Below are 12686 nucleotides of genomic sequence, written 5' to 3' on the forward strand. Positions count from 1 at the left end.
CCTGGTCGGTCATGGCCTTTCTCGGTCGGTCGTGCCCGGCGTGGGCGTCTGGTCGGCTCGCTCCGGTCCTGCTCGTCCCGCATCCGCCCGGCCGGTCTCCGACCGATACGGGTCCGGCGCATCCTCGTCGACGGGATCCTCGAGCGCCCGGTGCTCCTGATGCAGGGTACGGCGACGTTGCTGATACGTGCTGCCCGCGAGGAGTCGATCGTGCTCATCGGGGTCGGGGCGGTCCTCGTCGGCGGGGTCGGGCTGACCGCGGAATCGGTGCCACAACCGTCGTGCGGTCAGCAGCACCAACGCGATCCCGGCGACGATCGTCACGTAGAACAGCGGTTTCCCGTAGGCGTTCGCATGGACGGAGAGACTGATCGGGGAACCCAGCGAGATGCCGCTCGACGTCGACATCCCGATCGTGACGGTGATCGCCTCGGAGTTCTCCGCGCGTGTCGGCAGCTGGATCTGCCGGGTCCCGTTGGCGGGGATCTCGATCACGCCGAGGTCGCCGACGTCGAGCTCCGGCGGCGCCGACACGTCGATGCGTACCCGGATCGGCAGTGAGAGCTCGTTGCGGACGACGAGGAGCAGGGGACTGCGCTCGGAGGCGAGGGTGTATCGGCCGCCGGGGTCGAGGATCGTGACAGAGTTCCGCATCCGCGCCAGCGTGGTGTCGACGGCGGCGATCCGGCCGTCGCGCTGGGTCCGCATCTGCGCCCGCACGGCAGGCGCCTCGCGGTCGGGACTGCGGACCGCCCGCAGCAGGTCCTCACGCAGCGGGGCCATGTAGCGCTCCGGCGACGCCGCCACATCCGCAGAGCTCATCAGCGACGCCTGCAACTGGAACGACAGGTCCGCGTGGTCGCGGATGGTGGTCGCGGTGCGCTCGTCGACGGCCAGGCCGAGCGAGGCGAGCGGATCGACGCCCGGCGGTGGCACGAAACGGGCGTCCGCGGTCGTCCTGTCGAGACCGCCGACGACGTCCGACAGCGGCCCGGGGGAGGCCGCGCCGGATTCCAACAGGACAGTGGCGGTGGTGAACAGGGCGTTGGCATCGTCGGTCGACGGTGCCCAGTAGGTCGGCGGCACGACGAAGGAGCTGCGCCCGGCCACGGGCAGCGGCGGTCGCGCACCCTCACCACGGCCGGGTGAGGCGATCGACGGGTAGGCGAGCGCGGAGAGGGCGGCCTGTCGGCGCGCCGCGGGCGACTCGTCGTTGAACGACACCCGTTGGGCGGGTGGTGTCAGCGGCGTCGTCGCGGGTGCGTCGCCGGCGGCGGCGAGCGCAGCGGTCACTGACGGATCGCTGGTCTGCACACTCAGGTCACCGACCCGGTAGTCGCCGGTCGGGGTCGAACGGGTGGGATCGACACCGGTCGTCGACGTGACGGCCTTGCCGATCCCCGCCGACGACAGCACGCTCGCGCCGGTCGCGTCCATCGTGCCCAGCGCCGGGATGGTCAGTCCCCGGACGCTGCGCACGCCGAGGATCGCGTCGACGACATCCGAGGGGGTGGACAGCGCCGCGTCGGTCAGGCCGGAGTTGGCGATCCGGGACAGCGACGTGAGATCGGCCTGGGCGAACGGCAACGCGACGGTGCACATGCGCGATGACACGTCGCGCAGTTCGGCGAGCCAGTCGGCCGCCGCCGACTGCCCGGTGCCGGGCGTCGCCGGTGACGTCGGGTCCATCGGATCCGACGACACCTCGTAGCCCAGCGACATCGCACGGACCGTCACCAGCAGATCGGGATCGATCGCCAGGCACATGCTCTGCTGGAGTTTCGACGGCTGCCTCCCGGCCGGGGCCGCAGGCTGCCCCGACGACGGTTGCCCCGACGACGGTTGCCCCGACGACGGTTGCCCCGACGATGCTTGCCCCGATGACGGCGCCGACGACTCGGGTGGCTGCGAGGCGCCGTCGCGGCTGGTAGCGGGTTCGGAACCCGATGGCAGTGAGGTGTCGGAGTCGCCGTCGTCGTCGTCGTCACCGTCGTCACCGGTCACCGATCGTGCGGCCGCGAGGAGTGTGTCGAGGCGCCCGCCCGGCGACAACGACCGCGACAGGTCGTCGCCGACGAGTCGAACCGGTTGCGTGCTGCCCCCGAGGACGCCGGGAGTGAGTTGCGGGGGAGCCGACAGTGGCCACAGCATCGTGAGCCGCGACGGACTCGACAGGTCGGCCGACACCGAACCGTCGGCCCCGAGGTCGGTGTCGGCGGTCTCGCCCTCACCCTCGCTGGGATCGACGTACTGCTGGGCCCGGGCGCGGTCCGGAGGCAACGACAGCACCGGGAGCAGCGTGCGCGACTGCGCGAGTTTGGCGCGGTTGCCGTAGTCGGGCAGGCCGTTGACGTTGACGTTCAGCGGGAACACACCGGTGCGCTGGATGTCGAGACCGTCCTCGCCCGACAAGGATGCCGACACGGTGAACGAGATGGATGATCCCGGCTGCAGCTCCATGGAGATCGGACGGAACGGGGTCGCGGCGCTGACGGGCACCGGCGTGACCGCGAGGCTGCTGCGTAAGCCGGCGGCGTCGGACACGGCATCGCCGCGTTCGAGACGCACCGAGAGGTTCCGCAGCATCCGGTCGCCGATGTTCTCCAGACGGCCCGTGACGGTGACGACATTCGAGCCGCTGCTGGTCACCATTGACGGGGACGTCGAGGTCACCGAGAGTCGGAGGAAGTTGCTGGCGACCCCTTCGTCGGTGCCGGAGCCGGCGTCGGCCGTCGCGCCGGTGGCCGAGGTCCCGGAGTCGGTGCTCGAGGGGTCGGTGCCAGAGGGGTCGGTGGCAGAGGGGTCGGCGGCCGCTGGTGCCGACGACAACACGAGCATCGTGAGGACGGTCAGGATCGCGGCGCACGCCCGGACGATCCGGGATCCGGGACCTCGGGGCCCGGGGATGAAGGTGAGCAGAACCGGCCGACGTGACACCCGGCCGTCAGGCATCGTCGGCCGGTGGACGCCGGGGACGCCTCCGGCGCCGACGGGACCGCGCCGGGGGCGGCGGTTCGTTGCGGCGCTGGTTGCGTGCGGCTGCGGCTCTCTCATAGGCGTTGGGTTCGGTGCGAATGCTCTCGGCCTCGGACTGGGCCAACCGGTTCGGGTCGGCGGCGAGATCGGCGATGACGCCGCGGGCCATCCGGGCCAGTCGCCGCTCGTCAGAGTACGTGAGCTTCCGGGGTAGTTCGGCCAGCGGCACCCATGCCACCTCACTCACCTCGTAGTCGGCGTCGGAGAGCTCACCCCCGATACTGCGCAACAGATAGTGATGGACGGTCTTGTGGATGCGCCGACCCTCGCTGACGAACCAGTAGTCGATCTTGCCGAGCGGCGCGACGACGGTGCCCTCGATGCCGGTCTCCTCGGCGACCTCGCGGATCGCGGTCTGTTCGGCGGTCTCGCCGGTCTCGATGTGGCCCTTCGGCAAGGACCACATCATCCGGCCGCGACGATCCATACGGCCGATGAGCGCGGCCGCGAGCTGGTCGACGGGAAGGTCGAGGTCGGAGATCACGAGGCCGCCCGCGGACGTCTCGCGCACGGTCCGCAGGCGTTCCTGCCCCCGTTCGGGGCGGCTGCCGCCGCTGCGACGACGACCCTTCGTCTTGCCACTGGGCGTGCCGTCGGCGCCGGCGGTGTGCGTCAGTCCGGTCTTGGTGATCTTCGCGGTGACCGCGACCAGGTCGGAGGGCTTCGGCGGCGAGACGCGCGTGTGCGTCGGCTGCAGGTCGTCGTCGGAGTCCACCCGGTCGGGCTCGGTGGTGCGTTTCGGCATCGGACCCGGCTTGGGGTTGTCCCGGCGTTCGGCCGGCCTCAGCGGTGCGCTCTGCTCGGGTTCGGCGTGCGGGACATCGGCCGTCGTCGACGGTGTCGGGGACGGGCGACGCCCCCGCCGTCGGCGGCCACGGCGACCGCCGCGCGACGTACCACTGCCGGAGTCGTCAGGGGCCGGTGACTTCCGGAGTGCACCCGGGGGAGCCAGGTCCGCGGGGGTGATCCGACGGCCGCCGGGACCGTCCGTGCGGTCCGACGACGAGCTGTGGGATGCGTCACCGGGACGACCGCGACCCGCTGTGACGTCGGAAGAGACGTCAGAGGGGTCGGTGGACGGATCGACGGACACGTTCTCGATGCTAGCCGTTGGTCACCTGCCGTTTGCCTTGATGGGGCGCCCGCGGCGCGGTGACGTCGGCCGAACGGGCCACCCGACGACCAGGGCGGCGGGTCGTCGGCGACCACGCGGCGACCCTGTGCCGACCCCGAGCCGCCGACGACACCCGCATGGCCGAATCGGCATTTGTGGCCGGGGGAGACCCCGACGGTAGGCTGACATGCCGTGACCGACCCCGAACGCCGTACTCGCCTGCTGGCATCGGCGGCCGTGACGTTGCGGGGACTCTCCGACGTTCTGGTGCCGCTGGGAGCCGCTTTCGCCGACGCCGGACACGAACTCTTCCTCGTGGGCGGCTCGGTGCGCGACGCGGTCCTCGGCCGGCTGTCCGGCGACCTCGACTTCACCACCGATGCCCGGCCCGACCAGGTGTCGGCGCTGCTGGCGGGGTGGGCCGACGCACAATGGGACACCGGCATCGACTTCGGCACCATCAGCGCGCGCAAGGGCGATCAGATCGTCGAGATCACCACCTACCGCGCCGACTCCTACGACCGGGTGTCGCGGAATCCCCAGGTGGTGTTCGGGGAAACGCTCGACGACGACCTCGTCCGGCGCGACTTCACCATCAACGCGATGGCGGTCCGGATCGGCCCGGACGGACCGGCCGACTTCTGCGATCCGCTCGACGGACTCGCCGCACTGCTCGCCGGCGTCATCGACACCCCCGCGACGCCCCAGGAGTCGTTCGACGACGACCCGCTGCGGATGCTGCGCGCGGTCCGATTCGTCTCCCAGCTCGGATTCCGGGTCGCGCCCCGGGTGTTCGACGCCATCACGGACATGGCGGGGCAGATCGAGCGGATCACCGCCGAACGCGTCCGCGCCGAGCTCGACAAGATGATCCTGGGCGAGCACCCGCTCGAGGCCATCGATCTCATGGTCGACACCGGTCTCGCCGAACGTGTCCTGCCCGAGGTGCCGGGCATGAAGCTCACCATCGACGAGCATCACCAGCACAAGGACGTCTATCAGCATTCGCTGACGGTGCTGAAGCAGGCGATCGACCTCGAGGTCGGCGATCCCGACCTGGTCCTCCGATGGGCTGCGCTGCTGCATGACATCGGGAAGCCGGCGACACGACGCCACGAGCCGGGCGGTGGGGTCAGCTTCCACCACCACGAGGTCGTCGGCGCGAAGATGGTCCGCAAGCGGATGCGCGCACTGAAGTACCCGAAGGCCGTCGTCGACGACGTGTCACAGCTGGTGTTCCTGCATCTGCGGTTCCACGGATACGGCGACGGCACCTGGACCGATTCCGCGGTCCGCCGATACGTCACCGATGCCGGCGATCTCCTCGACCGGCTGCACAAGCTGGTCCGCGCCGACTGCACGACCCGTAACAAGCGGCGCGCCCGCCGCCTGCAGGACAACTACGACCACCTCGAGCACCGGATCGCCGACCTGAAGGCGGCCGAGGATCTCGACCGGGTGCGGCCCGACCTCGACGGCAACGCCATCATGGAACTCCTCGGCCTGCGGCCGGGCCCGCAGGTCGGTCAGGCGTGGCGGTTTCTCAAGGAACTGCGCCTCGACCGCGGTCCCCTCACCCGCGACGAGGCCGAGCAGGCTCTGCGGGAATGGTGGGCGGCCACCTCCGAGCGCTGAGCGAGCCCGCGAGCGGAACCTGCTCCCTGAGAGGAGTGAGCCCGCGAGCGTCACGAAGGGGCGAATACCTCCGCCGACGACGGCACCACCTCGAACACCGCGGGCAGCTCGCCGACGAGGTCACCGTCGATCGACACCAGAGCCGTTGGGTCGCAATAGAGTTCGATCTCCCTGCCGCGCAAGGTGCGCACCATCGGGTGCGCGAGGTGGCGGCCGGTGAAGACGGTGGGGAACACCTTGGCGACGGTGAGGCGGGCGAATCGGGAGGGTCTGCTCGCCATCGTGACGTCGAGCAGACCGTCGGTGATGGAGGCGTTCGGGGTGATCAGCATGCCACCGCCGTAGGAGGCGGTGTTGCCGATGGCGGCGAACACGAGGTCGCCGTCGAGCTTCGTGTCGTCGACGCGCACGTGATAGTGCCGCGACCGCAGACCGACCAGCTCGCGGAGGGCAGCCAGGGTGTAGCGGGATTGACCCTTCGGCCACGACATCCCCACCGCCCGCGCGGTGACGGAGGCGTCGAAACCCGTTGCGGCGACGGTGGAGAACAGTTCGGAGCGACCGTCGGGAAAGGTGACCCGCCCCAGGTCGATGGTGCGGGTGTGGCCACGGCTGATCAATTCGACGGCGGCGTCGACGTCCTCGATGGGGATGTCGAGGTTGCGGGCGACGTCGTTGCCCGATCCGGCGGGGATCACGCCGATCGGCGTGCCGGTCCCGAAGGCGGCCTCCAGCGCCAGCCGGATGCTGCCGTCTCCGCCCACCACCGCGAGGGCGTCGGTGTCACCGCGCGCGGCCTTGCCGGCGCGCTCGGCGGCCTCGGCCGCGTCCCGTCCGACGATGAGTTCGGTGTCGACCCCTCGCGAGCGGAAGGCGGCGACCGCCTCGTCGGCGATCATCTTCCCGGCGCCGTGGCGCGCATGCGGATTCGCCAGGACCGTGACGTGGCCTGGGACGCGGGAGACACCGCCGGAGCGGTGGCCGGCAGTGGCGGCGTCAGCGTCGGTCGGCACAGCGGTGTCGGTCTCCACAGCGTCGGTCTGCACAGCGTCGGTCTGCACAGCGTCGGTCTGCACAGCGTCGGTCTGCACAGCGGTGTCGGCGGGGATGTCGACATGGTTGTCGACGACGCTGTCGCGGGACGGGTCGTGGGTGGGAGCGCCCATGGGTTACAGTGTTACACATCATGTCAATCTGTAAAGAGGACATCGCCGATCAGGTCCTGGACGCCGCCCGCGACTGTCTGGTGCGTAAGGACGGCCGCAAGGTGACCGTCGCGGAGGTCGCCCGCGAGGCCGGCGTCAGCCGCCCGACTGTGTATCGCCGCTGGCCGGACATGTCCGAGATCCTGCGTGCCCTGCTCACCCGCGAGGTCCTCGGCATCATCTCCGCGGTGACCGACGCGACACCCCTGCGCACCGCCGACTTCGACGCGACGATCGACCTCGTCGTCCGGGTGGCGGCCGCGTTGCGCGACGACGAACTCGTCGCCGCTCTGTGGCGGGAACAGCGCGAGTTCATGATGCCGTATGTCTTCGACCGTCTGGGTGCGAGCCAGCAGGGCGTGCTCACCATCCTGTCCGACTCGATCTCGCGCGGTCAGGAGCGCGGGCAGGTCCGTGACGGGGACCCGGAGAAGATGGCGTCGATGGTCTTGCTGATCACGCAGTCGGCGATCCAGTCGCGCGCGCTGGTCGAGTCGATCCTCGGCGACGAGTGGAGCCGGGAGTTGCACTACGCGTTGTCGTCGTATCTACGCCGACCCGAGCTGCTGCCGACGGCGACCTGATGAGCGCTCTCAACGCGGAGCAGCGCTATGCGGCCCTCACCGCCCTCGCCGACGGCGTCACCACACTCGACGTCCTCGTCATCGGCGGCGGGATCACCGGCGCGGGTGTGGCTCTCGACGCCGCGACCCGTGGACTCTCGGTCGCGCTCGTCGAGGCGAACGACCTCGCCTTCGGCACGTCGCGGTGGAGCAGCAAGCTCGTGCACGGCGGCCTCCGATACCTGGCCGGCGGCGACCTGCCGATCGCCTACGAGAGCGCCGTGGAACGCCATCACCTCATGACGTCGATCGCCCCACACCTCATCCGGCCCCTGCGACAGGTGGTCCCGGACAACGGTTCTCGTGCTTCGTCGATGCTGATCCGGACCGGGTTCCGGGCCGGTGACGTGCTGCGGCGAGCAGCCCGCACGCCGTCGTCGGTCCTCGCCGGACCGTCGCGACTGGGCGTCGACGAGGTCGTGGGCCTGTGTCCGACGGTGTCGACGACGGGGCTGCGCGGCGGCTCCGCCAGCACCGACGGACAGCTGATCGACGATGCCCGTCTCGTGGTCGCCGTCGCGCGCACGGCTGCCGCGTTCGGCGCACTCATCTGCACCCGGACACGCGCCGACCAGGTGACCGGAACCGGTGCGCGCCTGACCGATACACGCACGGGTGAGGGTTTCGACGTCTCTGCGCGGACCGTCGTCCACGCCGCGGGTGTGTGGGCGGGCGCCGTGGATCCGTCGGTGCGTCTGCGGCCCAGCCGGGGCACGCATCTCGTCTTCGACGCCGCCACCTTCGGTCATCCGACCGGCGCCCTGACCGTCCCGATCGCCGGATCCATCTCGCGGTTCGTGTTCGCGCTGCCCGAACAGCTCGGCCGTGTACATGTCGGACTCACCGATGTCGACGCGCCCGGCCCGATCCCCGACGTCGCGCAGCCCGACGACGACGAGATCGACTTCCTCATCGACGCGGTGAATGTCGCACTCGCCCGACCTGTCTCACGCGCAGATGTCGTCGGGGCATACTCGGGGCTGCGTCCCCTGGTCGACACGGGTGCGGAGAGTGGTTCTGGTGCAGGCGATCTCGCCGACGTCTCCCGACGACACCGGGTGCAGGCCGACGGCACGCTCATCGGTGTGCTCGGTGGCAAACTCACCACGTACCGCCGGATGGCGCAGGACGCCGTCGACGCCGCGGTCAGCGCGGGTGGCCTGACCGCGGGCGCCTGCATCACCACGATGACCCCGCTCATCGGCGCTGCGGGAGTTCGTCACCGCGGCGACCTCCCCGAGTCCCTGGTCGCGCGATTCGGTTCGGAGGCAGCGAAAGTCGTGTCGTCGGCGCGGGTGGACCGCCCGCTCGATCCGATCGCCGGAACCCTCGACGTCACGCGGGCGGAGGCGGAGTTCGCGGTGACCCACGAGGGTGCACTCACCGTCGAGGACGTGCTCGACCGTCGCACCCGGATCGGGCTGGTGACCGGCGACGCCGACCTGGCGCGCCCGGCGATCGAGGAGATCCTGGACGCGTCAGGGAGCCTGCGCGGCTGAGCGCCGTCGGCCGCCTCAGTAGCCCATCGTGCGCAGCGCGTCGGCCAGTCGATCGAGATCCTCGCGTTCGACATCGAGGTGCGGACTGACCCGTAGCACCGACTGCTCGGTTGCCAGCGGCGCACGCCACGAGTCGGCGCCGGTCACGAGGATCCCCGCCGACAGCAGCTTGTCGCGTGCCGCTTGCACATCCGACGGCTGCCACCCGGGTGGCGGGGCCAGGGTGGTGATGGCCGACGGTTCGTCGACGGGCTCGAGAACCTCCCAGCTGCCGATGCCGTCGAGACGTTCGCGGGTCGCCCGGCCGATGGCCGCGAGTTCGCGGAACACCCGCTGCTGACCGATCGCGAGCAACTCGGACACCGCGACACCCAGACCGAGCCGGCCGGCGACGAACGCCTCCGAACTCTCGATGCTCACCGCACGGAGCGCGTCCTTGCGGACGGCGACGAACCCGACTCCGCGCGGCCCGGCCAGCCACTTGCGGCTGGTGCCGTAGACGACGTCGGCGCCGGTGACCGTCGGCGTGTGTCCCGCCGACTGCGCCATGTCGACGACGACGGGTACACCTGCGGCGTGCGCGATCTCGACGATGCGCGTGACCGGCTGCACCACACCGGATGCGGAGCCGATGTGGCAGATGTGGAGGAAGTCGGGCTGCTCGAACTGCAGCATGTTCTCGAGGGCATCGGTGTCGACGTGGCCCGCGATGTCGGCATCGGGAAGCGGCCGGACCGCGTACCCGCGCCGTTCGAATTCCACGAGGTTGGGGCCGAATTCGTTCTTGGCCACCCACACCGTCGTCGACATCGGCAGGTTCCAGTAGGTCAGCAATGCGCGCAGGGCCGCCCGCGCGCTCTCGCGGAACGCGAGCTCGTCCGGGGTGTGGCCGATGAGCGACGCGAGATCGCGCTTGTCCCGTGCGATCTCCTCCGCACGGTCCTCGGCGGCGATGTACGAACCACGTTCGGTCTCGCGCCAGAGGTGGGCGGAGATGGCACCGATGACGGCGTTCGAGGACCGGCCCGCGGCCGCGGAGTCGAGGTGGACGATCTCGGGGCGGAGGCGGGACCGGCGCCACTGTTCACCCAGTTCGCTCACGTACATAGACCCTGAACCTACCGGCCCTCGGCGCCCGGCCGGTCGGCGGCCCTCGCCCGGCCCACCCGGTCACGGACCTACCGTGGGCGCACACCGACGCCGATACTCGAGGGGCGAGGTGACCGTCGTCCCGGACGGCCCGAGACCGCCACCCAGGAAAGAGGATGCGATGTCTGTTCCCGACACCCCGACGGCCCGTCGCGGCGAGTACTTCGGTGACCCGATCACCATCGACGATCACACGACCATGATCCCGGTGACGCGCCGCGGCCTTCGCGGCACGCGCGTTCCGGTCGGCGCGTACACCGTGACCGACGGGACGACGACGTGGACACCCGCCGTCGACCAGGGCCGTATTGCGATGATCGGCGTGCTGACCGGCCTGATCGCGGCGACCCTCGGGACGGCCGCGGTGTTGCGTCAGCCCCCATGGCCGCGGATGACGATCGAGACCGATCACGTGCCCGGGCATCGGTGACGCACCCGGACGGAACCGATCGGCCCTCCCGTGCGTCGAAAGACCATGGACCCGGCCATCGAGTATCTGTTCGGCACCGGCGACGGGCAGACGTCGTCGTGGGTGTCGGCCCCGGACGCCGACCTCGACGGTGACGGTCACGCCGATGCCGTGCGCCTCGACTTCGACGGCGACGGCCGTCGGGACGACGCGATGTGGGACACCGACGGTGACGGCACCGCGGACGTGGTGGCGATCGACCGTGACGACGACGGCCGGCCCGACGAGTTCTACCGGGACTCCGGTGCGGGTGTGTGGGGAGAGCGCGTGACGGATCCGCACACCCCGCCGGCGGATGATCGTCGACCGGGTGGGTCTGCAGAGGGACCGCCGGAGATTCCGCCGGCACCCGGACGCGTCGCGGATCCGCCGGTGAGGATGCCGACGACACCGCCGTCGGACGGGGATGCTGTCGTCGTGCGACGTTCGGAGGATCTCGACGGTGACGGGACCGCGGACGTCGAACTGGTCGGCACCCGCCGCGCCGGGGTGCCGGTGGCGCAGCGCCTGTTCGTCGACTCCGACGGCGACGGACGATTCGACCGTGTCCTCGTCGACGAGGACGGGGACGGTCGCGCCGACGTCAGTTATGACGACCGTTCGCCTCGATTCGATCGTCGGTGACCGGATGATGCTGCGGATAGGGCGGCGTGTGCAGGAAACGCACGACGACCGCGCTGATCAGGTACACGACGGTGCCCAGGATCAGCAGAACGTGTGACCGTCCGTCGGCGGGGATGGCCAGCGCGGCCAGCGTCACCGACCCGACGTAGGCGATGTTGAAGACGGCGTCCTGGACGGAGAACACCTGGCCGCGTACGGCGTCGCCGATGTCCACCTGCATCGCCACATCGCCGCACAGTTTGGCGATCTGCCCGATGAGACCGAGGACGAATGCGGAGACACAGAACACGATCGCGTTGAACGTGAGCAGCGACAGCTCTGCGACCGCGCCGACGAGCAATGCGGTGATCAGCGTCGGGCGCCGCCCGAACCGGTCGACCGAGTACGGGGTCACGACGGCGGCCAGGAACGCGCCACCCGCCGTGAACCCGGCGACGACACTCACCCCGGCGAGACCGTCGCCCAGGCCCGAATTCTTGCTCAGCACGAGCAACATGAGCGTGTTGACGCCGAACACGAGTCGGTGCGCACCGATCGCCGACAACGCCGCGGACACCGTCCGCGAACCGGCGACCGCCCGGACGCCGTGCAGCAGGCCGACGGTCACCGCGTGCACCGCGGATCGCCCCGGATCATCGGGTTCGTCGGGCCCGAGTTGCAGTCGGCCGAATCCGTGCGCCAGCGCAGCGGCGATGAGTGCGATGACCACACCGCCGAGCGTGGTGAGCGCGCTACCCGAGTTGTCGGGGCCGAAGATCGCGCGGAGGACCGCCGCGATGCCGGCGCCGACCGCGAGCATGCCCGCGCCCAGCGTCGTGAACAGTGCGTTGGTCGCCACGATGACGTCTCGATGGGCGACGTGTGGCAGTGACGCCGACAGTCCGGACGCGACGAACCGACTCGCACCGGTCACCGCGAGCGCGCCGATGAGCACCACCGTGTCGGTGGCGCCCGTCGCGATCGCCAGGGCGACGAGCGAGATCAGGACGCCACGAATGACGTTGGCGTACATCAGGACGTGCCGTCGGTCCCAGTGGTCGAGCAGTGCGCCGGCGAACGGACCGATGACCGAGTAGGGCAGCAGCAGTACCGCCAGTCCGCCCGCCACGGCCAACGGATCGGCGTGCCGTTCGGGGTTGAACAGGATCGACGCGAAGAGCGCAGCCTGGAAGACACCGTCGGTGATCTGGCTGGTGAGCCTGACCGCCAACAGTCGGCCGAGACCGGGGGAATGTCCGAGCGAACGGACGAAACCCCGCAATCCGGCGGTGCCACGATCCGATGACATCACTGATCCAGACTACCGACCTCCGCCGCCCGGCCATGCGATGA

10 protein-coding genes are annotated in these 12686 nt (G+C 70.4%); 5 read left to right on the forward strand and 5 right to left on the reverse strand.

Going from position 1 to position 12686, the window contains the following annotated elements:
* Nucleotides 1-9: 9 nt before the first annotated feature.
* Nucleotides 10-2952 (reverse strand): hypothetical protein, encoded by a 2943-nt coding sequence (locus tag QSJ19_RS19915; protein ID WP_286322735.1) that lies wholly within the window; start codon nucleotides 2950-2952, stop codon nucleotides 10-12.
* On the reverse strand, nucleotides 2945-4129 hold the full coding sequence (locus QSJ19_RS19920; RefSeq protein ID WP_286322736.1) for an NUDIX hydrolase: 1185 nt from the start codon (nucleotides 4127-4129) through the stop codon (nucleotides 2945-2947). Before QSJ19_RS19920 ends, QSJ19_RS19915 begins: the two co-directional genes overlap by 8 nt.
* Nucleotides 4130-4342: 213 nt before the next feature.
* On the opposite strand from QSJ19_RS19920, the gene QSJ19_RS19925 reads away from it, so the two are divergent.
* Nucleotides 4343-5785 carry a CCA tRNA nucleotidyltransferase gene (locus QSJ19_RS19925; protein ID WP_286322737.1) on the forward strand — a complete coding sequence of 481 codons (1443 nt, stop codon included), beginning with the start codon at nucleotides 4343-4345 and terminating at the stop codon, nucleotides 5783-5785.
* A 50-nt stretch (nucleotides 5786-5835) separates the two neighbouring features.
* Here QSJ19_RS19925 and QSJ19_RS19930 read toward each other — a convergent pair whose 3' ends face one another.
* On the reverse strand, nucleotides 5836-6951 hold the full coding sequence (locus QSJ19_RS19930; RefSeq protein WP_286322738.1) for a YegS/Rv2252/BmrU family lipid kinase: 1116 nt from the start codon (nucleotides 6949-6951) through the stop codon (nucleotides 5836-5838).
* A 20-nt stretch (nucleotides 6952-6971) separates the two neighbouring features.
* Here QSJ19_RS19930 and QSJ19_RS19935 point away from each other — a divergent pair, with 20 nt between their 5' ends.
* The gene (locus QSJ19_RS19935) at nucleotides 6972-7574 is read left to right on the forward strand and encodes a TetR/AcrR family transcriptional regulator (RefSeq protein WP_286322739.1); all 603 of its coding nucleotides are present in this window, start codon (nucleotides 6972-6974) and stop codon (nucleotides 7572-7574) included.
* A complete protein-coding gene (locus QSJ19_RS19940; protein ID WP_286322740.1) occupies nucleotides 7574-9112 on the forward strand; it encodes a glycerol-3-phosphate dehydrogenase/oxidase in 1539 nt (512 codons plus the stop codon). Before QSJ19_RS19935 ends, QSJ19_RS19940 begins: the two co-directional genes overlap by 1 nt.
* 15 nt (nucleotides 9113-9127) lie before the next feature.
* On the opposite strand, the gene QSJ19_RS19945 is transcribed toward QSJ19_RS19940, so the two are convergent.
* On the reverse strand, nucleotides 9128-10219 hold the full coding sequence (locus QSJ19_RS19945) for an aminotransferase class V-fold PLP-dependent enzyme (protein WP_286322741.1): 1092 nt from the start codon (nucleotides 10217-10219) through the stop codon (nucleotides 9128-9130).
* 163 nt (nucleotides 10220-10382) lie between these two features.
* Here QSJ19_RS19945 and QSJ19_RS19950 point away from each other — a divergent pair, with 163 nt between their 5' ends.
* Together QSJ19_RS19950 and QSJ19_RS19955 are read left to right on the forward strand one after the other, a co-directional pair.
* A complete protein-coding gene (locus QSJ19_RS19950) occupies nucleotides 10383-10691 on the forward strand; it encodes a hypothetical protein (RefSeq protein ID WP_286322742.1) in 309 nt (102 codons plus the stop codon).
* A gap of 45 nt (nucleotides 10692-10736) precedes the next feature.
* Complete coding sequence (locus QSJ19_RS19955) at nucleotides 10737-11354, forward strand: hypothetical protein (protein ID WP_286322779.1); 618 nt, start codon at nucleotides 10737-10739, stop codon at nucleotides 11352-11354.
* Here QSJ19_RS19955 and QSJ19_RS19960 read toward each other — a convergent pair.
* Nucleotides 11314-12642: an MFS transporter gene (locus QSJ19_RS19960; RefSeq protein WP_286322743.1), complete on the reverse strand. Its 1329-nt coding sequence runs from the start codon at nucleotides 12640-12642 to the stop codon at nucleotides 11314-11316. The genes QSJ19_RS19955 and QSJ19_RS19960 overlap by 41 nt on opposite strands.
* Between the last annotated feature and the right edge of the window lie 44 nt (nucleotides 12643-12686).

This window comes from Gordonia sp. ABSL11-1 (genome assembly GCF_030315685.1).
Classification (GTDB): Bacteria; Actinomycetota; Actinomycetes; order Mycobacteriales; family Mycobacteriaceae; genus Gordonia.